The sequence below is a fragment of the Pseudomonas sp. ML2-2023-3 genome (genome assembly GCF_037055275.1).
Lineage (GTDB): Bacteria > Pseudomonadota > Gammaproteobacteria > Pseudomonadales > Pseudomonadaceae > Aquipseudomonas.
In genome coordinates, this window is record NZ_CP146343.1 from 1,644,432 (window position 1) to 1,665,146 (window position 20,715).

Genomic DNA, 20,715 nt, shown 5'->3' on the forward strand with positions numbered 1-20,715 from the left:
CTCAGTAACCTTGCTCGGCAACGGTGCGCGCCGCCAGGATCAGGCACTGTGTCAACTCGGGTGACGAGAACTTGGTCAGCACCGCATTGGCCCCGGCCAGACGGGCTTTTTCGCTGTTCATCGAGCTGTTGAGCGAGGTGTGCAGCAGCACATAAAGGTGTGCAAAGTCCGGGGTGTCGCGCACGGTGCGGGTAAAGGCATAACCGTCCATTTCCGACATCTCGATATCGGACACCAGCACATTGATCTGGTCCGGTGTGCCTTGCAATTCCAGCAGGCGTTCGATGGCTTCCTTGGCGCTGCGCGCCGTGTGGCAATGCAGGCCAAGATTGCGCAGGGTAATGACCGATTGTTGCAAGGCCACCTGACTGTCATCGACGACCAGGATCCGGGCGTTGGCCAGCAGTCTGGAGTCTTCCTTGCTGAGGTCCTGGTCGGCGCCTTCGACTTTTGCCGGAGCGATGCCGTGGATCACCTTTTCGATATCCAGCACCTGCACCAGCACGCCGTCGACCTGGGTGACACCGGTGATGTACGAACGTTTGCCGGAGCCGTAGGGCGGTGGACGAATGTCCGTGCTCAGGCAATGCACGATTTTGCTCACGGCTTGCACATGCAGGCCCTGCTTGGAGCGGCTGACATCGGTCACGATCAGGCAGCCGCCATCCGGGTCGAGCAGCGGTTGCTCGCCGATGGCCCGGCTTAGATCAATCACCGACAACGCCGTGCCACGCAACACCGCAATGCCTTTCACGTTGGGGTGCGACTCGGGCATTTTGGTCAGCGGCGGGCAGGGAATGATTTCACTGACCTTGAGCAGGTTGATCGCCAACAACTTGCCGCTGCGCAGAGTGAAGAGCAGAAGGGAAAGTGAGTCTGCGCGGGCATTGTTCGATGACATAAAAACCTTCTGTGGTGGGAGCGATACAGGGTTATCGACCTTAACCGGACGGGCTTTAGCGGGCAGGCACAAATCCCCCTGTAGCAGCTGCCGAGCCTGCGAGGCTGCGTCCGGCGGCGAAGCCGTCGTAAACCCTGAGAGCCGGTTTTAACTGGCACACCACAGAGTCTGATTTCACGACGGCTTCGCCGCCGGACGCAGCCTCGCAGGCTCCGCAGCTGCTACGGGATCAGGGTTTGAGGCCCAGTCGTTTGGCCATGCGCCCCAGATTCGCCCGGTCCAGGCCCAACTCCCGCGCAGCACTGGCCCAGTTGTGTTGATGGCGTTCAAGGCAGGCGCTGATCAGCTGGCGCTGGTAGTCCTCTGTCGCCAGGCGCAAGTCGCCAATGGTCTGCGGTGCGCCCTGAGGCTCAATCACCGCAGCGCTTGGCGGGGTCGTTGGCAAGTCCAGGTCGGCGGCGGTCAGGGTCAAAATGCGTGGTCGCGTGCTGCAACTGCCCAGGGCTTTAAGGGCGCTGCGGCCAATCAAGTGCTCCAGTTCGCGCACATTGCCAGGCCAGGAATACTGCACCAGTGCAGCTTGCGCGTCCGGGCTCAGGCGCAGGCTGCCAAGGCCCATGCGCGAACGGTTTTGTTCAAGGAAAAAACCGCTCAACAACAGCACATCCCGCCCGCGCTCACGCAATGCCGGCACCCTGATCGGGTAAACACTCAGGCGGTGATAAAAGTCCGCCCGCAGGCGCCCGCTGCGCACTTCTTCGGCCAGGTCTCGGTTGGTTGCCGCGATCAGCCGCACGTCGACCTGATGCTCCTGATCCGAGCCCAGGCGCTGCAACTGCCCGCTTTGCAGCACCCGCAGCAACTTGGCCTGCACGGTCAGTGACAGCTCGCCCACTTCATCCAGAAACAGGGTGCCACCGTTGGCCAGTTCGAATTTTCCGCGCCGGTCATTGGTTGCCCCGGTGAAGGCGCCGCGCACATGACCGAACAGTTCGCTTTCAACCAGGGTGTCGGGCAGGGCGGCGCAGTTCAGGCTGATCAGCGGTTTATCCGCCCGTGGCGAGGCGGCGTGAATGGCCTGTGCCACCAGCTCCTTGCCGACACCGGTTTCGCCGGTGATCAGCACCGTCAGGTCACTGCCGCCCACCAGGGCGATTTCTTCAAGCAGGCGTTTGTGAATCTTGCTCTGGCCGATCAGTTCTTTATTGGGCGAACCGTTGGCCTGTCGATAGAGTTCGGCTTTCTGTTGTTCATCTTCCACCCGCAATGCCAGGCGCTCGATGCGTTGAGCCACGTTGACCGTGGCTGCGGCCAGACTGGCAAAGGCCTGCAGATCGTCCAGCTCGATCGGCTCAAAGCGTTTTGGGTCCAGGGCATCAAGCGTCAGCAGCCCCCAGGGACGCTCGTCCACGAATAGCGGGCAACCCATGCAGTCGTGAACCTCCAGGTGCTCCGCCAACCCGTCTACCAGCCCGTCATAGGGGTCTGGCAGTTCGCAATTACTGGGGAAACGTGTCGGGCCGGGGCTGGCGAGCAATGCTTCAAAACGCGGGTGCTCGCTGACTTTAAAGCGTCGCCCCAGGGTATCCAGGCTCAAGCCGTCGACCGCCAGCGGCACCAGCCATTCACCGTCCAGGCGCAGCAGTGCCGCCGCATCGCAGGGAAGCAGGGCGCGCAAGGCTTGTAGCAGGCGTCGATAGCGTTCGCTTTCGGGCAGATCGCGGGACAAGTCCGCCACAAGCGGCAGCAAGGTGGTGAGTAGCAGTTTTGCAGTCATTTTGACCTCGTATAGTCGTTATGACTATAAATTAGATTGAGTCAAAATGACTATATATGTTTTAAGTCATTGATTTTTAACGGTTTAAATGTTGGCACGAAAGCTGATAGGTAAAGGGTAATTGTTAAAGCCTACGTGCCCAGGAGTTACCTTATGCTTACTGCTCAGGATCGTGCCATCGTTAAATCCACCGTGCCATTGCTGGAAAGCGGCGGTGAGGGGCTGATCACTCATTTCTATCGCATGATGCTGTCGGAGTACCCGCAGGTGCGCTCGCTGTTCAACCAGGCCAACCAGGCCAGTGGCGACCAGCCCCGTGCATTGGCCAACGGCGTATTGATGTATGCACGGCACATCGACCAGCTCGACCAGTTGGGCGATCTGGTGGCCAAGATCATCAACAAGCATGTTGCGCTGCAAATCCTTCCTGAGCATTACCCGATTGTCGGCAGCTGCTTGCTGCGGGCGATTGAGGAAGTTCTGGGCAGCGATATCGCGACCCCTCAAGTATTGAGTGCCTGGGGCGCGGCCTATAACCAGCTGGCCGATATCCTGATCGGTGCCGAAGCCGCCATTTACGACGAAAAAGCGGCTGCCCCCGGCGGCTGGCGCGGCGGGCGAGCGTTCAAGCTGGCGGCCAAGATCCAGGAAAGCGCTGAGATCACCTCGTTTTACTTCCGTCCGGTCGATCAGCAGCCAATCCTTGAATTTGCTCCGGGTCAGTACATCGGCCTCAAGCTGATGATTGATGGTCAGGAAGTGCGCCGCAATTACTCACTTTCTGCGCTGGCCCAGGTCGGTCGCTACCGCATCAGCGTCAAGCGCGAGAGCGGCGGGGTCGTCTCCAGCTTTCTGCATGACCGGATGAACGTAGGCGACACCCTGGAACTGTTCCCGCCTGCGGGCGACTTCACCCTGACCGACAGCGAAAAACCGCTGGTGCTGATCAGCGGTGGCGTGGGTATTACGCCGACCCTGACGATGCTTGAGGCTGCGTTGGCGACTAAGCGTGCGATTCACTTTATCCACTGTGCCCGCAATGCCGATGTGCACGCCTTCCGCACCTGGGTAGATGAACTGGCCGATCAGCACCCTCAATTGCAGCGTTTTTACTGCTACGACGAGCAGGGCGAATCTGCAAATCATGTAGGGCTTTTGACTGAGGAAGTGCTGGCGCAATGGTTACCGCAAGAGCGCGACGTGGATGCATATTTCCTGGGGCCCAAAGGCTTCATGGGGGCTGTCAAGCGTCACCTCAAAGCACTGGGTGTGCCTGAGGAGCAAAGTCGCTACGAGTTCTTCGGCCCGGCGGCAGAGCTGAAGTAACCTTAATCCCCCATTAATCCCCTTGCGCGACCTTTCCGGTAACGTTCAGATACATCCAGGCATCAGGTCTGGGTGTAAACTGCGCGGCTTACACACAATCAGGCTAAGGGACGCGGGATGACGAATGACATGTTGCAACTGGGCCGGGAGAAGCGCTTCCTGGTTCTGCTCGGGCTGATTTGCCTGGCGCTGATCGGCGGCGCCCTCTATATGCAGATCGTGCTCGGCGAGGCGCCTTGCCCGCTGTGTATCCTGCAGCGCTATGCCCTGCTGCTGATCGCGATCTTTGCCTTTATCGGCGCCGCGATGCCTACCCGGCGCAGCCTTACGGTGCTGGAAGTGCTGGTGGTGCTGAGCGCCATTGGTGGAATCGCCGCTGCCGGACGTCACGTCTATATCCTGGCCAACCCGGCAGTCAGCTGCGGTCTTGACGCGTTGCAGCCGATTGTCGATGGCTTGCCGCTGGCGGCGATCTTCCCGCTGGGGTTTCAGGTGGACGGCTTTTGCTCAACCCCTTACCCGCCCGTGCTCGGCCTGTCGCTGGCGCAGTGGGCGCTAGTGGCCTTTGTGATGACTGCCGTGCTGGTGCCTCTGGGCATTTACCGCAACCGTCAAAAAGCCAGCTAAGCAAAGCGTTAAATTTGGCATGAGGCGCCTCGTTCTTCCTCTGGATGTGCGGGGCGTTTTTTTGTCCGCGCACAAATGTAAAGAGGGTGTTATCCGGGCGTCGAAAATGGGTGCGCAGCACTGCGACATATTGTCACGGAGAGTTTGTCGCAGGGCGTGTCTTCGTCTGACAGACGGTCTTTTAAACGTATGACTTCGTGTAACGGCTCTGAGGCTTTTTGACGCTGATGACGGGGTTGAAAAGTACGTGGCGAGACTCAACGCAAATCGGCTGTAGCCCTTTTTATTTGGGCGTTCAGGAGGGGTAGGGGGGTAGTTGTCGTGCGCTAAAAAGGGGCGTTGAAATCGAGGGGTAATGGCGTGCTACAGCCACGAGTAAGGGGGGTGTCAAAGCGCGGGGCGTAATAATAGGTAGGGATTGTTACCGGTGCCGAGATGAATTATTTCCGGATGAGACATGGTTTATAGAGAGCTACCTAACTACAATCGCCCGCACTGAACGTCCAGCCTGCTCATCCCTGAGCCAAAGCGGGAAGTTGAAGGCCGACTGGGTTGTTCAATACAGGCGTCCCATGCGACTCCCAGGTACTGGCAACCCTTCTAAGTTCCGCACCAAATGGAATTGGTCGACAAGGCCATTGACCACGTATCGAATAAGAAATCACTGCTAACCCGGAATTTGCCCGTTCGCCTGATGGTGATAGAGCAGGCTTTTATTCAATTCCGGAAAAGAGCCAACCCTTGGCAGGGCGAAGTGTTGGCGAAAAAAACCAACTGCATTGTGCAAGCTGTTTTAGAGGTCGTGAGATGACTAAAAAAAGGTACCCCAGACTCCTTGGCTTTTTGCCACTTTTCGGCATGTTGCTGCTGGGAGGTTGCAAATGGACACTACTGGATCCGGTGGGGCAGGTCGGGGTCGAAGAGCGTAATCTGATCATCACTGCAACATTGCTGATGCTTCTGGTCGTAGTGCCGGTCATCATTATGACCCTGGTTTTCGCATGGAAATACCGTGCGTCGAACACCAGCGCTACCTACACACCGAAGTGGTCGCACTCCACCAAGATCGAAGTTGTGATCTGGACCGTGCCGATTTTGATCATCATCGCCCTGGGCGTGATCACCTACAAATCGACCCACGCGCTGGACCCGTATCGTCCGCTCGAATCTGACGTCAAGCCGATTACCATCGAAGTGGTGGCAATGGACTGGAAGTGGATGTTCATCTACCCGGAACAGGGTATCGCCACCGTCAACAAGATCGTGTTCCCGGCCAATACCCCGGTCAATTTCCGTATCACCTCTGACACGGTCATGAACTCGTTCTTCATTCCGGGCCTGGGCGGTCAGATCTACGCCATGGCCGGTATGACGACCAAGTTGCATCTGATTGCCAACCGCAACGCTGAAATGGAAGGCATCTCTGCCAACTACAGCGGCGCTGGTTTCACCGGCATGAAATTCAAAGCGATCGCGACTACTCAGGCTGACTTTGATGCCTGGGTCAGTGAAGTCAAAGCATCACCTAAACAGCTTGACCAAGCTGAATACGAAGCCTTGAGCAAACCAAGCCAGAACAACCCGGTTGAGCTGTTCTCCTCGTACACACCGAACCTGTTTCAGAAAATCGTCGACAAGTACGAAGGTATGACGCCAGGCAAGCCGGTCAAGCACGAGAAGAAAGAAGTAGCCGTGATCGATGGCGTGGACACAAGTTCGCATTCAGCTGCCGGGGCAGAGGAGTAAACGATGTTTGGTAAATTAAGTTGGGAAGCGGTCCCGTTCCACGAGCCGATTGTCATGGTCACCATTGCCATGATCGCGCTCGGTGGTCTGGCGCTGTTTGCGGCAATCACCTACTTCAAGAAGTGGACTTACCTGTGGACCGAATGGCTAACGTCAGTCGACCACAAGAAAATCGGCGTGATGTACATCATCGTTGCCATGATCATGCTGCTGCGCGGCTTTGCCGACGCCGTCATGATGCGTACCCAGCTGGCCATGGCCACCGAGGGTTCGCCTGGCTACCTGCCACCTGAGCACTATGACCAGATCTTCACCGCTCACGGTGTGATCATGATCATCTTCATGGCGATGCCATTCTTCACCGGCCTGATGAACCTTGCAGTGCCGCTGCAGATCGGCGCCCGTGACGTGGCCTACCCGTTCCTGAACTCCCTGAGCTTCTGGCTGCTGGTGTCCGGCGTTGTTCTGGTCAACCTGTCCCTGGGCGTCGGCGAATTCGCCAAGACCGGCTGGGTTGCTTATCCGCCGCTGTCGGGCTTGCAGTACAGCCCTGGCGTGGGGATGGACTACTACATCTGGGCTCTCCAGCTGTCGGGGCTAGGTACGACGTTAACCGGGGTTAACTTCCTGGCGACCGTACTGAAAATGCGCGCTCCTGGCATGAAGCTGATGGACATGCCGATCTTCACCTGGACCTGCACCTGGGCAAACGTTCTGATCGTGGCTTCGTTCCCGATCCTGACCGCTACCCTGGCGCTGCTGACACTTGACCGCTACATGGATTTCCACATTTTCACCAATGAACTTGGTGGCAATCCAATGATGTACGTCAACCTGTTCTGGGCGTGGGGTCACCCTGAGGTATACATCCTCATTCTGCCGGCGTTCGGTATCTTCTCCGAAGTGATCTCCACGTTCACCGGCAAGCGTCTGTTCGGTCACCACTCGATGGTCTACGCCTCCGGCGCGATCTCGGTACTGGGCTTCATGGTTTGGCTGCACCACTTCTTCACCATGGGGTCGGGTGCAAGCGTCAACGCCTTCTTCGGTCTGGCGACGATGCTGATTTCGATCCCTACAGGGGTCAAGCTATTCAACTGGCTGTTCACCATCTACCAGGGCCGTCTGCGCTTCACCAGCCAGGTTCTGTGGACCCTGGGCTTTATGGTGACCTTCGCTATCGGCGGCATGACCGGCGTACTGCTGGCCATCCCGGGTGCTGACTTCGTACTGCACAACAGCCTGTTCGTAATTGCTCACTTCCATAACGTGATCATCGGCGGCGCGGTATTCGGTTACATCGCAGGCTTCAGCTTCTACTTCCCTAAAGCGTTCGGCTTCAAACTGAACGAGAAGTGGGGCAAGGCAGCGTTCTGGTTCTGGTGCGTCGGCTTCTTCGTAGCCTTCATGCCGCTCTACGCGCTGGGCTTCATGGGCATGACCCGTCGTCTGAACGCCAGCACCAACCCTGAGTGGGTGCCTTACCTGTACGTTGCTCTGTTCGGCGCAGCACTGATCGCTATCGGTATTGCCTGCCAGCTGATCCAGCTGTACGTCAGCGTGCGTGACCGCAAGCTGCCAGAGAACGCCTGCGAGCACGGCGATCCGTGGAATGGCCACACCCTGGAATGGTCGACTTCGTCGCCACCTCCGTTCTACAACTTCGCTGTAGTGCCACGAGTCGACACCATCGACGCGTTCACCGAAGCCAAGGAAAACGGTACTGCGTACAAGGCCCCGGCCAAGTACTCGCCCATCCACATGCCTAACAACACCGCAACTGGTGTGTACATGGGTGCTTTGCTGACCGTGTTCGGTTTCGCAATGATCTGGCACATCTGGTGGTTGGCTATCGTTGGCCTGGTCGGCACTGTCGTGGTCTTCGTTGCCCACGCTGCCCGTGATGACCAAGGCTACATGGTGCCGGTTGAGACCATCGAGCGTATCGAGGCTGAGCAGCACAAGCGTCTGGTAGCCGCCAAAGCAATCCCGGCTTCCCGTGTTGAAACCAAGTTGGAACAGGCTTAAACCATGTCGAACTTAGCGACCACTGCTGGACACGCTCATGGTCACGACCATGAGCACGAGGAACACCACGACGCGGGCGAGACAACCATATTTGGTTTCTGGCTCTACCTGATGACCGACTGCATTTTGTTCGCGTCGATCTTCGCGGTATATGCAGTTCTGGTTAACAACGTAGCGGGCGGCCCGTCGGGCCACGACATCTTCGAGCTGCCATACGTACTGGGTGAAACCGCCCTGTTGCTGTTCAGCTCGATCACCTACGGCTTCGCCATGCTGGCGTTGTTCAAGGGCAAGAAGCAGCAAGTGCTGTTCTGGCTGGGCATGACCTTCCTGCTCGGTGCAGGCTTCATCGCCATGGAAATCAACGAGTTCCACCTGTTGATCTCCGAAGGCTACGGCCCTAGCCGTTCGGGCTTCCTGTCCGGGTTCTTCACCCTGGTAGGTACCCACGGTCTGCACGTGACCAGCGGTCTGATCTGGATGGCGATCATGATGTATCAGGTGCAGAAAAATGGCCTGACTTCGACCAACAAGACCCGTCTGAGCTGCCTGAGCCTGTTCTGGCACTTCCTGGACGTGGTCTGGATCTGCGTATTCACCGTTGTTTACCTGATGGGGACTTTGTAATGGCTAACGCACATTCCGACGGCGCCAATCATGGCAGCGTGAAGTCCTATGCAATCGGCTTCATCCTGTCGGTGATCCTGACCGTTATTCCGTTTGGGCTGGTGATGTATCCATCGCTGCCAAAATTCACCACGCTGGCGATCGTACTGTTGTTCGCCGTGGTGCAAGTAGTTGTTCACCTGGTGTACTTCCTGCACCTGGACCGCTCGCCTGCTCAACGCAACAACGTCACGGCGCTGGTATTCGCGGCCCTGGTTATTGTGCTGCTGGTGGGCTTGTCCCTGTGGATCATGTTCAGCATCCACACTGAAATGATGGCGAAGTGAGGTAAGACCCGATGTCCTTTAAGCACTTTATCCAAATCACCAAACCGGGGATCATTTTCGGTAACGTGCTTTCTGTGGCAGGCGGGTTTTTCCTGGCCTCGAAGGGGCATTTCGATCTTGCCCTCTTCCTGGCCGCGGTAATCGGCACCTCCCTGGTGGTAGCGTCCGGTTGTGTGTTCAACAACTGCATCGACCGCGACATTGACATCAAGATGGACCGCACCAAGAACCGCGTATTGGTCCAGGGTCTGATCTCCCTCAAGGTGGCACTGGTTTACGCCACCTTGCTGGGGGTCGCCGGCCTTGCCCTGCTGTATCGCGTAGCCAACCCGCTGGCGGCTCTGTTCGCAGCGATCGGCTTTGTGATCTACGTCGGTCTGTACAGCTTGTACTTCAAGCGCAAGTCGGTTCACGGCACGCTGATTGGCAGTCTGTCGGGTGCGATGCCACCGGTTATCGGCTACGTCGCAGTGAGCAACAGCTTCGACATGGCCGCACTGACCCTGCTGGTGATGTTCAGCCTGTGGCAGATGCCGCATTCCTACGCCATTGCGATCTTCCGCTTCAACGATTACCTGGCTGCATCGATTCCGGTGTTGCCAGTGAAGCGCGGGATCAAAGTTGCCAAGAAGCACATCCTGCTCTACATCCTCGCGTTCCTGATCGCGACCCTGATGCTCACCCTCGGCGGTTACGCCGGCATGAGCTACATGGCCGTGGCTGCTGCGATGGGCATGTACTGGCTGTACATGGCGTGGACGGGCTACAAGGCTGTCGACGACAAGGTCTGGGCACGCAAGCTGTTCGTGTTCTCGATCTTCACCATTACCGCACTGAGCGTCATGATGTCCCTGGATTTCAAAGCGCCCGCCGAGTTGCTGCTGACTTACGCGCACTAAGATAGCCAGACTGAAAAAACCCGCCTTCGAGAGGAGCGCGGGTTAATCAGGTGGTCACCCCCAACACCCTGTGAAGGCTTCGCTTTCACAGGGTGTTTTGTTTTCGGTGGCCATCATCATGAGCGAGTCCGCACTGATCGGTATCGATCTGGGCAAACATACTGTGCGCCTTCACGGCCAGGACAAGTCGGGCCGCGAGGTGTTTCGCAAAAAATGCTCCCGAGCGCAGATGATGCAATTTTTCGGCAACATGCCGCGCTGCGTCGTGGTGATGGAGGCCTCGCGTTCCTCGATGCTTTTGGTTGCGCCCCAAACCGAATCCCGGCAAACCCTCTCCGTGCTGCACCGTAGGCGCGAGACGCTGGTGCACGAGCGCACCAAAACGGCTAATCACTCCAATTAAGTGGCGTGAGCCTTGGCCAATAAGCTGGAGCGTATCGCCTGGGCGATAGCGGCCCACCCTGCGCAATACGAAACGGGGGCAGTCCATTTTAAGCGGACGCGATAGCCCTTAAATGCGCCAACGAAGCTCATCTCCCAAGTCGTTCAAAGCCCAGGTTGTTCAGGAGTGCCTGCAACGCTGCCAGCGTTTGTTCCGGTATAGGCTGCGCCGAAAAGACCCGCTGAAGCCTCGACGATCGTCGAGCTGTCATTTGGCGAGCAAACCACCACGGTGAAATAGCGGGTCTTCCGATCCTGGGGGCTGCGCCCGCTTTCTCCGTGGACTTGCCGTGGTTTTTTGCCCTACATATCGGTCAGATTTTACTTGCATATATCCATGCGGTGAGATGATCAAATTGACGTTCTTAGTTTCAGTCTATGAACTAAGTTAATTACAACTATAAATTAAGGTGCGCATGATGATTGATCGATCTTTTAGGTTGGCCTTGGTGGCTTGTACGCTTGCGAGCAGCGCTATGTTTGTAAGTGTTTCTGCGAGTGCTAACTCTAATTTGATAACCAAAGAGTTTGTGATTGGTTGTAACGGTGGTGATTTTGGTGGGCGTGCGATGGGTGTCTATACTATAGGCCCGAAAACGCGTACCGTTTCGGCGCATATACAAAAGTACAAAATTTTCAAGTTTAAGAATCAGAGCGGTGGTAATAAAGCCAATCTTAATATGGGCATGAGCCATTCGAGTACTTCCACGGCTATGACTGTTTACTCGGCGGATAACTTGAAGCAGGACGACTATTGGCGTGAGGTGTCTTTGAGCCGGTGGTTGCCTCAGGTTCCAGGCTATCCGATTAGTGTGGGTATTGAGTTTGTTTTTGATAAGTCTGGGAAAGATCCGAAGTGTAAGGCTTCTACAGTACTTGCTCTGTAAGTTATTTATGTCTGTGCGGACAGTGTTGATGGCTGCCTGCGGATAGTGTAGTGGCCGCGCGCTCTTGTCGGTGTGACGTCACAAGCAGGTGCGCGCGGTTTGAAAAGTAAAATTCCTCGCTGTTGTTATGTGTATCTAAAGAAATGGCTTTATGTTTGAAGCGTAGTGATTGCGTTCTCCTGTCATGCAGTTGTCGTGTTCGCGTGCTCTCCCTCTCCTGGGCTAACAATGAGTCACTGTTTTTAAAGGGTTAAGGGTTGTCATGGATAATTTGATATGTATTTCTATGAAAGGTATCAGTAAAAGTTACCGTCATGACGCAAAGACCCTTCAGGTTATCAAACATGTCGATTTTCAGGTGGGTGTGGGAGAAACATGCGCTATTGTTGGGCCGTCTGGCTCAGGTAAAAGTACGCTTCTGAGTATTATCGGTTTGCTGGATTTTCCTGATGAGGGCGACTATCTACTGCTGGGGCATTCAGTTGCAAATGCTCAGAGTGATGAGCTGGCAATGCTTAGAAAGTCAGAAATAGGATTTGTTTTTCAGAATTATAATTTAATTGCCCGCTTGAGTGTTCTGGAGAATGTGGCCTTACCGCTCCGCTATAGGGGGGTTGATCGTGCGCGCGCTCTAGAACAAGCCATGCAGATATTAGACAGGGTTGGTATGGCGGATCGTGCCCGCTTCAAACCTGCCGATTTGTCAGGGGGACAAAAGCAACGAGTGGCGATTGCACGCGCGCTCATAGGTCAACCCTCCTTGATTCTTGCCGATGAACCGACGGGTAGCCTGGACAGTGAAACTGCCCGTGAAATACTTGAGTTATTGTTGTCGATACAAAAAGAACAACGGGTCACGTTGTTGATTGTGACCCACGACAATCAAGTTGCGCATTTGATGCAAAAAAAAATCAGGGTGCGTGGTGGCAGGGTTGAGGAGATGGGAGCATCCGTCCTTTGAGTACGTTAATAATGCTCCCATTGAATCAGGCTGTTGAAGATGCACTTGACAGTTTTCGTACATTGTCCAGACGTTCGGCCTTGGCGCTTTTGGGTATCGTAATAGGCAGCGCCTCCATTGTTGCGATCATCAATATCGGGCACAACGCGGGACTCGATGCTGCCTCTATATTTCAGGGTATGGGGACCGATACGTTAGTCGCACAGTTGCCGGATAAAGAGGATGCGCAGGTGTCGTTGCTCTCCATAGATGCTGCGAAAATCGAGGGGTTGGATCTCCCTGGGCTGCAGATAACACCGACAGTATTCGCCTCCATCAGCCTGGTATTTAATAATCGTTCAGTCAATGCCCGCCTTGTCGGTACCGAGTCTTCTTTGTTTGATGTGATCACGCTATCGTTACTTAAGGGGCGATTCCTGCATGAGTTTGATCGTGAAGAAAACGTTGTTGTTCTCGGTCATCAAGTCGCCGTCTCGTTGAGTGAGGCCGGTTCTAGAATCCAGGTAGGTGATTGGCTTAATATCAATAACTACTTGTTTAAGGTTGTGGGTATTTTGAAATCGAAGACGAACTCGATCGTCAGTCCTGTTGTTGTCGACGATTCGGTCTTTATATCGTTGCATGCTATTTCCCGAGTAGAAAGCCAGACCGCGCTGCGTGATCTGATTGTCCGTGTTCCTCCCCCGCTCAATATTGAAATCGCTGCCCTGCGGTTACATGATCAGTTGGCCCGTGCTTTTGAATTTCGTTCAGTTCAAATAATGGTTCCACAACAGATAATCGAGGGTATGAATCGCCAAAATAGAACGTTCCATTATCTGTTGATAGCACTCGGTGCTATTGCTCTGGTGGGCGGCGGTGTGGCTGTTATGAATGTTATGTATATGAACGTTTCCGAGCGACGTGTTGAAATCGGTTTGCGGATGGCTATTGGCGCTCGCCGCCAGGACATACGCAATCTGTTTCTAATCGAAGCGCTCGCGCTCAGTACGCTGGGTGCTGTGTTGGGTGCGGGCGTGGGTATAGCGCTGGCCTGGCTGTATGCCGTGATATCGGGGTGGGCATTTGAGTTGGCGATGCTGTCCATCCCGTTGGGCGTTTTAAGCACGTTACTGGTCGGCGTTTTCTTTGGGTTGAAACCTGCAATTGCGGCTTCGCGCCTTACGCCTGTAGAGGCGCTCCGTGATTATTAAATTAGCGGTTGTTACAAGCGCTGCGTGCTGTGTTTTGATCCTGTCGAAACAGCTGGCAGCCGCCCCGGCTCGAGTCGACGCCGGCGTGCCGCACCAGAGCGAGTTGCGCAGTGACTTGTTGAGTCAGCACTCCATCGATCTGTCCCTGGCTGAAGCTGTTTCGTTGGGCCTGCGCCGCAACTACAGCATCCGCAGCCTCAAGCTCCAGCGTTTGCGGGAGAAGTTCGATTTGCTCGTGGCAGATGACCTGTTCAACCCAAAACTCAAGCTCAGTGGTACTCACCGGCTATCCAGGGGCAGCGTCGACAGCAGTCGCTCTACTGGCATTACGCCCAAGGTGAGCCTGCTGGGTGAGTATGGGACCAACATTGATCTGAGCTGGAACCAGCAGCTCAATGCCACGAAAAATTCGGGTGACATGAGCAGTGATGGCCTGGGGCTGACGTTGACTCAACCGTTGCTCAGGGGGGCAGGTAAAGAAGTCACGACGGCACCCTTGCGCCTGGCCAAATTGACCGAGCAAGTCAACCAGTTGAATGTGAAGGCGAGCGTATCCAAAACCGTGTACGACATCATCGCGGCCTACCGTACGCTGATGAAATCCCAGACTCAGGTAACGCTTGCTATGGAGGCGCTTGGTCGGGCCGTCTCGTTGCTCAATATCAACAAACAGCTGATTGGTGCGGGTCGAGTAGCGGAGTTTGACGTTGTCCAGATCGAGGCGGATATCGCGACACAGGAGTTGGCGGTAGAAGAGGCGAAAAATCAGTTGGAGGCGAGTCGATTAGTGATGCTCAAGCTGTTGGCACTCGATCTGGAGACGCCTGTGCGTGCCAGTGACACCCTGCAAGTGACTCGGCTTGATATTGATCAGGCGACTGCGCTGAAAGTGGCGCAGGCCAGGCAGCCGCAATACCTGGCGACACTGTTACAGAGCGAACAGGCATCGATCAACCTGTTGGTCGCGCAAGACCGGGGGCGTTGGGATGTGTCGTTGGTGGCAGGCGTCAATCAGCAACGGGACAATCACAGCATCAATGGCTCCAATCGGACGTGGGACAGTTACACAGGTCTGAAGCTGGAGATTCCTATTGGAGATATCAGCATCCGCCAGGCCAAGGTCAATGCCCAGACTCTGGTTGAGCAGCAGCAGTTGTATCAGGAGGAGGCGCTTATCGATTTGAAGCGTCAGATCACCGATTCCGTTCGGGGCCTGAACACTCTTTGGCGTCAGCTTGAAATTTCCCAGCGGGTCATGGACCTGTCCAGACGCAAGCTGTCCATCGAGAACGACAAGTTGAATGCTGGCCGATCCAGCAACTTTCAAATCATCAGTTTTGAAGCCGACTTACGTGCGGCTGAAGATGCCAATTTGAGCGCGAAGATTTCATATCTGGATGCCAGAGCCCAGCTGGATGTGCTGCTGGGCGTGATGCTGGAGAGCTGGGAGATATCACTTGAGAGTTTTTGATCGGTCCAATGCCCTGGCGGGGCGCTGGAAGTATTTTGCAGCTTTGGGCCTGCTGCTGACCTTGGCCCTGGTTTTGCTCCTGCCGGCGACCCCGGACGGCCCCGTTACCTGGGTGGCGGTCAGTAGTCAGAAGCTGGAGCATGAAATCGGCCTGGTCGGCAAAATCGAACCGGTTGAGACAACCATCATCACTGCTCCTTTTGAAGGTTTTGCCTTGGCCAATGAGTTGCGGCCCGGTATGCAGGTCGAACAGGGGCAGGCATTACTGTCGCTCGATACGGCGCTGCTAGAAATCAAGGTCAGGGATGCTCTGGCCAACAAACTGAAAATGCAGCAGGCCTTTGAAGTCTACGAGGCATGGGCGACGGGGCAGCAGATGATGCGAGCCAGGCAAGCGCTCAGAGTGGCCGAACTGTATGCGGGCAGTCTTGAACTTGAGCTTTCTCAGGTCGAGGAGCTGTATCAAAAAGGTATTGTTCCGCGTAACGAGCGCGATGCCTTGAAGCAGCAACATAACCTGCAGTCGCTTGAGCTGACGGCTGCCAAAATCGAGCTCAAGCATGTGCAGGCAGCCGGCAAGGGTGAGGCCAGAACCATTGCCGATATGGAGTACCAGAATGCATCCATCGCCCATCAACAGCTAAGCGCCTTACTGGAACACAAGACGCTCCATGCTCCGTTTTCGGGTGTTGTGTTGTCCCTTGGGGCGCCGCAGTCGACAGCGGGCGAAGCGGGGGGCTGCACCGGGGCGTTCTTTTGGCTACAGGCCAGCAGCTCATCAAGCTGGGCAACTTGAAAGGTCTCAAGGTTGTTACCCAAGTGGCGGAGTCGGACGTGAACAAATTTGTCCTGAACCAGGACGTAGCTATAGCCGGCGATGGCTTTTCGGGACGGCAACTCAGTGGTTACGTCAGCGCCATCAGTCAGTTGGCCGTTCAGGATGACAACGCAGGTAGTGCTGCCAGATTCCCGGTCACCATCACCGTAAATGCCCCCGAGGATGGCGACTTCAAAAATGTCCGGTTGGGCATGAGTGTCCACATGACCATCGTGACATACCGCAACGAGAACAGTTTCATCATCCCCCACGCAGCCGTGGAACAGGCCGGTGATGCCATGTTCGTAGAGCACCGTGAAAACCTGGACGCGCCAGTGGTGCGGCGCGAGGTCACAATTGGCCAATCCACTGCCCAAGGGGTTGAGGTGTTCGGGCTGACCTCCGGGTTTGTGAGTGTGAGAAGCCTGTGAGAACACAGCGCTTCACACGGCCCCTTTTGCTCGCGATGGCATCACTCGGAATCTGACGTCGCATGGGGCTTGAGTCCGGCTTTCCAGGGCGAGTACTCGATTCTGTGGAATGCGCTGCCTATCCCTCTGGCGTTGAGTTCAAAGCCCGGCATGGTGCTCAGGTTCATTTGCTTGCAGCGCTGGACCAGGCTGGCAAGCAAGGTATCGTCCTGCTTGAACTCAGCGGGACGCAGAGCATGGGGATCCAGACTGGCCGCACATTCCAGCACCTTGCCTGTGCTGTCGCTCATCATCATGAGCGTGGCGACACCGATGCTGTCGATGGGCAGCGGGGCAAGCAAGTGCTTGAACAGAAAATCGTTTTGCGCCTTGTCCAGCAACGCTGCCGCGCGTTGTTCGCGGTCCTCGGCACTGAGCCCGGTGAGGGGATAAACCGCGACCGGAGCGACGACTTTAGCCGTTCTGGTCCTGGTATTGATCAATGACGAAGGCAGTTCGGGGAACACCGCGGTCCAGCAGATTGACACCAGATCGGTCGCCAGTGTTCGGTTGTAGGGGTAGATCCGGTTATCCAGTTTCGTGTTGGGTTGAGTGTCGCAACCGATGATGCGGTTCTTGTCGTCAACGGTCATTACCAGGTTGAAGCTGCCATTGCGGCCCTGGGCGTTAGCCAGATCAGCCTCTCGGGCAAGCACCTTGCTGATCAGCTTTTCATAAACCCCGCGTTGCAGGGCCTGCTCCTTTTCCTGGGCTGGGGTGAGCCTGGACGGTTTGTCCGGGGCGCGGGTGCTGGATTGGCAGCCAGCCACCAGGAGGGCGGCAAGGACGAGGGGGAATGAGGGTTTTAACATGACGATCCTTGTGCGAGAGGCAGGCCGGGTAGAGTCCTTGCCGACTTTTAAACGGCGGGCAGTTTATCGCATTCAAGGAGCTTGTTGCAGTTGGGTTTTATTCGCGTTAGAGGCAAGTGCTGCACTTTCCTGCGCAGCGCAGCAGCCCCTTGCTTCACCCTTACGGATGCCAGCCCAACTGGCTTGAAACCTGCTGCGAAGCCACCATCAGCTGCTTCACATAGTCCTGTTTCAGTTCTTCGCGAAAGCGAAAGCACGGGAACGACACGCTCATGCCGCCAATCACATGGCCGAAACGGTCGCGGATGGGGGCTGCGAGGCAACGCATGTTGTCTTCGAATTCTTCATGGTCTTCGCCATAACCCTGCTCGCGAACCAGCGCCAGTTCCTGCAGGTAGGCGTCGATGCTGGTGAGGGTGTTGGCGGTGCGCCGCTCGAAGCTTTCTTCACGCAGGAGCGCAAGCAGTTCGTCTTCTTCCAGCCAGGCCAGCAGTACCTTGCCGATGCCGGTGCAGTACAACGGCGCCCGGCGCCCGATGCGCGAGTACATGCGCAAGTTGTATTTGGAGTCGATCTTGTGCACGTAGACGATGCTGCCTTCGTCGAGGATGCCCAGATGCACGGTCTCGCCAGTCAGTTCGTTGATGCGGCGCATGCCAGGTTCGGCTTCACGCACGATATCCAGATGGGGCAGGGCCTGGGCCCCCAACTCGAACAGCCGCACGCTCAGGCGGTAGCGGTCTTCCGCATCCTGAACCACATAACCACGCGCCTTGAGTGACTGCAAAAAGCGATAGACCGTGCTCTTTGACATGTCCAGCTTCTGTGCAATTTCGGAAACGCCACTCTCTTCCGGGTGTTCGGCCAGGGCTTCAAGCACAGCCATGGTCCGGCCGACGGCAGAGACGAGTTCGTTGTTCTGGGTGGTGCTGTTGTCCATGAAGGCTCCAACGCAATTTAAAAAACCAAGGATATACCGTAGAGAATCGAAACGCTGTTTCATTTTTCTTGACGGTGTTCGGATTTTGATTAAACTCGGCCTCAAGCGAAAAAATGAAACGCCGTTCCAAAAATAATAATCAGCTCGACGCACTGTCACTCTCCGGTGCCTGTGTCGACGCAAAGCGACCCATAAAAACAAGGCGCGCAGAGATGACGGTAACCCTCGGGCATTGCCCACAGGCCAATTTGACCCAGCCCCTGCGGGTGGCACTGGTGGGCGAGTGCATGATTGAGATGCGCGGCCAGCCGGGTGCCGTGTTCAGCCAGACCTTCGGTGGCGATACGCTCAATGCGGCGGTGTACTTGTCCCGCCTGGGCGCCGGCAACGGAATTGTTGCCGACTATGTAACCGCCATTGGCGCGGACGCTTTCAGCACGGCCATGCGTCAGTTGTGGCGCGATGAAGGTGTCGGCGATCAGCATGTGCGGGTGATCAAGGATGCGCTGCCGGGCCTGTACTTCATTCAGACCGATGACCAGGGTGAACGCCGTTTTGCCTACTGGCGTGGCGAAGCCGCCGCCCGGCGGGTTTTCGACGGGCCTGAGGCGGATGCCGTTCTGCGTGCTCTGGCCGATTACGACTATGTCTACCTGAGCGGCATCAGCCTGGCGATCCTTACCCCCGGCGGCCGCGAACGCCTGATGCTGGCCCTGCGTCTGGCCCGCGAGAGCGGCATGCGCATCGTCTTCGACAACAATTACCGCCCCCATTTATGGTCCGATGCGCCTTCAGCGCGCCAGGCATACAGCGACATGCTGCGCCTGACCGATCTGGCCCTGATCACCTGGGAAGATGACGCCGCGTTGTTCGGTTATGCCGATCACGAGGCCTTGTTTCGCGCTTATGCCCAGTTTGGGGTGGGCGAAGTGGCACTCAAGCGTGGTCCGGATTCGTGCTTGATCCAGTGCGCCGCCGGCCGTTACGAGGTGCCCGCCGAGAAGGTGCAGCGAATCGTTGATACCACGGCGGCAGGCGACTCATTCAGTGCGGCTTACCTTGCCTGCCGCTTGCAAGGCGGTACGCCACAACTGGCCGCGCGCTGGGGGCACCAGCTGGCGGCGGAGGTGGTGCAGCACCCCGGCGCACTGATCCCGGCAGGCGCCATGCCGAACCTGCACATGCCTGTCTTTTCTTCTGTCGCCGAGGCCTGAACCCATGAAGATTGTTGAAGCGCGCGTGATTGTTACCTGCCCGGGTCGCAACCTGATCACCCTGAAAATTGTCACCGATTCCGGGGTCTACGGCATCGGCGATGCCACCCTCAATGGCCGCGAAATGGCAGTCGTTGCCTACCTCGAAGAACACGTGCTGCCTGCGCTGATCGGGCGGGATGCCCAACGCATCGAAGATATCTGGCAATACCTGTATCGCGGTGCCTACTGGCGCCGTGGCCCGGTCACCATGACCGCGATTGCCGCTGTCGACGTGGCGCTGTGGGATATCAAGGCCAAGGCCGCCAATATGCCCCTGTACCAGTTGCTTGGCGGCAAGAGCCGCGAGCGGGTCATGGTGTACGGGCATGCCACCGGCAAGGACATCGAAGGTTGCCTGGACGAAGTCGCCCGTCATGTTGAACTGGGCTACAAGGCGGTGCGTGTGCAATGCGGTATACCCGGCATTGCCACCACCTATGGCGTAGCCAAGCGCAGCGGCGAACGCTATGAACCAGCCGATAGCGACCTGCCAGCAGAGCATGTGTGGGACACCGCCAAATACCTCAACCATGTGCCCAAGCTGTTTGCCGCCGTGCGCGAGCGCTTTGGTGACGACCTGCACATCCTGCATGACGTCCACCATCGCCTCACGCCGATTGAAGCGGGGCGCTTGGGCAAGGCGGTGGAGCCGTTCAATCTGTTCTGGCTCGAAGACTGTACGCCGGCCGAGAACCAGGAAGCCTTCCGTTTGATCCGCCAGCACACCACCACACCGCTGGCGGTGGGCGAGGTGTTCAACTCGATCCACGACTGCCGCGAGCTGATTCAGGAGCAGTTGATCGACTATATCCGCGCCACCCTGGTTCACGCGGGTGGCATCACTCATGTACGGCGGATCGCTGATTTTGCCGCGCTGTATCAGGTGCGTACCGGCTTTCATGGCGCCACCGACCTGTCGCCGGTGACCATGGGCGCGGCGCTGCATTTCGATACCTGGGTGCCCAATTTCGGCATCCAGGAGCACATGCCTCACGACCCGCTGACCGATGAAGTCTTCCCCCATGCCTATCGCTTTGAGGACGGTCATTTCACGCCAGGTGAAACACCGGGCCATGGCGTCGACATCAACGAAGAACTGGCGGCCAGATACCCCTACAAACGCGCCAGCCTGCCGGTCAATCGTCTGGAAGACGGCACGCTCTGGCACTGGTAATACCGCTTAAAAGCTTATTGCTCGACTGTTTAATAA

Annotated in this window: 20 protein-coding genes and 1 pseudogene; 17 read left to right on the forward strand and 4 right to left on the reverse strand. The window is 56.6% G+C overall.

What is annotated here, in order from left to right:
* Position 1: 1 nt before the first annotated feature.
* Together V6P94_RS07600 and norR are read right to left on the reverse strand one after the other, a co-directional pair.
* Positions 2-901 (reverse strand): chemotaxis protein, encoded by a 900-nt coding sequence (locus V6P94_RS07600; protein ID WP_133078934.1) that lies wholly within the window; start codon positions 899-901, stop codon positions 2-4.
* A 229-nt stretch (positions 902-1,130) separates the two neighbouring features.
* Positions 1,131-2,678 (reverse strand): nitric oxide reductase transcriptional regulator NorR, encoded by a 1,548-nt coding sequence (gene norR, locus V6P94_RS07605; RefSeq protein ID WP_326398452.1) that lies wholly within the window; start codon positions 2,676-2,678, stop codon positions 1,131-1,133.
* 153 nt (positions 2,679-2,831) lie between these two features.
* Between norR and hmpA the strand changes: the two genes are divergently transcribed.
* From hmpA to V6P94_RS07680, 15 genes and pseudogenes are all read left to right on the forward strand, one after another.
* Positions 2,832-4,004: an NO-inducible flavohemoprotein gene (gene hmpA / locus V6P94_RS07610; protein WP_326398451.1), complete on the forward strand. Its 1,173-nt coding sequence runs from the start codon at positions 2,832-2,834 to the stop codon at positions 4,002-4,004.
* 117 nt (positions 4,005-4,121) lie between these two features.
* A complete protein-coding gene (locus V6P94_RS07615; protein ID WP_046808694.1) occupies positions 4,122-4,631 on the forward strand; it encodes a disulfide bond formation protein B in 510 nt (169 codons plus the stop codon).
* Between the two features lie 616 nt (positions 4,632-5,247).
* Positions 5,248-5,442 carry a hypothetical protein gene (locus V6P94_RS07620; protein ID WP_019823758.1) on the forward strand — a complete coding sequence of 65 codons (195 nt, stop codon included), beginning with the start codon at positions 5,248-5,250 and terminating at the stop codon, positions 5,440-5,442.
* Positions 5,439-6,377 (forward strand): ubiquinol oxidase subunit II, encoded by a 939-nt coding sequence (cyoA, locus tag V6P94_RS07625; RefSeq protein ID WP_133078937.1) that lies wholly within the window; start codon positions 5,439-5,441, stop codon positions 6,375-6,377. The genes V6P94_RS07620 and cyoA overlap by 4 nt, the downstream gene beginning before the upstream one ends.
* A 3-nt stretch (positions 6,378-6,380) precedes the next feature.
* The gene (gene cyoB, locus V6P94_RS07630) at positions 6,381-8,405 is read left to right on the forward strand and encodes a cytochrome o ubiquinol oxidase subunit I (RefSeq protein WP_019823753.1); all 2,025 of its coding nucleotides are present in this window, start codon (positions 6,381-6,383) and stop codon (positions 8,403-8,405) included.
* Between the two features lie 3 nt (positions 8,406-8,408).
* Complete coding sequence (locus V6P94_RS07635) at positions 8,409-9,032, forward strand: cytochrome o ubiquinol oxidase subunit III (RefSeq protein ID WP_037031938.1); 624 nt, start codon at positions 8,409-8,411, stop codon at positions 9,030-9,032.
* The gene (gene cyoD / locus V6P94_RS07640; protein ID WP_016779556.1) at positions 9,032-9,358 is read left to right on the forward strand and encodes a cytochrome o ubiquinol oxidase subunit IV; all 327 of its coding nucleotides are present in this window, start codon (positions 9,032-9,034) and stop codon (positions 9,356-9,358) included. Before V6P94_RS07635 ends, cyoD begins: the two co-directional genes overlap by 1 nt.
* Before the next feature lie 11 nt (positions 9,359-9,369).
* The gene (gene cyoE / locus V6P94_RS07645; RefSeq protein ID WP_133078939.1) at positions 9,370-10,257 is read left to right on the forward strand and encodes a heme o synthase; all 888 of its coding nucleotides are present in this window, start codon (positions 9,370-9,372) and stop codon (positions 10,255-10,257) included.
* Positions 10,258-10,375: 118 nt separating this feature from the next.
* Positions 10,376-10,648: pseudogene (locus V6P94_RS07650) on the forward strand (IS110 family transposase); the annotation flags it as partial.
* Positions 10,649-11,117: 469 nt separating this feature from the next.
* On the forward strand, positions 11,118-11,585 hold the full coding sequence (locus V6P94_RS07655) for a hypothetical protein (protein ID WP_326398448.1): 468 nt from the start codon (positions 11,118-11,120) through the stop codon (positions 11,583-11,585).
* A 262-nt stretch (positions 11,586-11,847) separates the two neighbouring features.
* Positions 11,848-12,546: an ABC transporter ATP-binding protein gene (locus V6P94_RS07660; RefSeq protein WP_326398447.1), complete on the forward strand. Its 699-nt coding sequence runs from the start codon at positions 11,848-11,850 to the stop codon at positions 12,544-12,546.
* Positions 12,543-13,739 (forward strand): ABC transporter permease, encoded by a 1,197-nt coding sequence (locus tag V6P94_RS07665; RefSeq protein WP_405046740.1) that lies wholly within the window; start codon positions 12,543-12,545, stop codon positions 13,737-13,739. Before V6P94_RS07660 ends, V6P94_RS07665 begins: the two co-directional genes overlap by 4 nt.
* The gene (locus V6P94_RS07670) at positions 13,729-15,210 is read left to right on the forward strand and encodes a TolC family protein (RefSeq protein ID WP_326398445.1); all 1,482 of its coding nucleotides are present in this window, start codon (positions 13,729-13,731) and stop codon (positions 15,208-15,210) included. Before V6P94_RS07665 ends, V6P94_RS07670 begins: the two co-directional genes overlap by 11 nt.
* On the forward strand, positions 15,197-16,006 hold the full coding sequence (locus V6P94_RS07675) for a hypothetical protein (RefSeq protein ID WP_326398444.1): 810 nt from the start codon (positions 15,197-15,199) through the stop codon (positions 16,004-16,006). Before V6P94_RS07670 ends, V6P94_RS07675 begins: the two co-directional genes overlap by 14 nt.
* Positions 16,003-16,458, forward strand: coding sequence for a hypothetical protein (locus tag V6P94_RS07680; RefSeq protein ID WP_338649195.1), 456 nt, complete (start codon positions 16,003-16,005; stop codon positions 16,456-16,458). Before V6P94_RS07675 ends, V6P94_RS07680 begins: the two co-directional genes overlap by 4 nt.
* A gap of 41 nt (positions 16,459-16,499) precedes the next feature.
* Here V6P94_RS07680 and V6P94_RS07685 read toward each other — a convergent pair whose 3' ends face one another.
* On the reverse strand, positions 16,500-17,309 hold the full coding sequence (locus V6P94_RS07685) for a hypothetical protein (RefSeq protein WP_338649196.1): 810 nt from the start codon (positions 17,307-17,309) through the stop codon (positions 16,500-16,502).
* Between the two features lie 160 nt (positions 17,310-17,469).
* A complete protein-coding gene (kdgR, locus tag V6P94_RS07690; protein WP_019823736.1) occupies positions 17,470-18,249 on the reverse strand; it encodes a DNA-binding transcriptional regulator KdgR in 780 nt (259 codons plus the stop codon).
* 212 nt (positions 18,250-18,461) lie between these two features.
* Here kdgR and V6P94_RS07695 point away from each other — a divergent pair, with 212 nt between their 5' ends.
* Together V6P94_RS07695 and manD are read left to right on the forward strand one after the other, a co-directional pair.
* A complete protein-coding gene (locus V6P94_RS07695; protein WP_326398441.1) occupies positions 18,462-19,463 on the forward strand; it encodes a sugar kinase in 1,002 nt (333 codons plus the stop codon).
* Between the two features lie 4 nt (positions 19,464-19,467).
* Positions 19,468-20,679, forward strand: a complete 1,212-nt coding sequence (gene manD / locus V6P94_RS07700; RefSeq protein WP_133079522.1) for a D-mannonate dehydratase ManD — start codon at positions 19,468-19,470, stop codon at positions 20,677-20,679.
* Positions 20,680-20,715 lie beyond the last annotated feature (36 nt).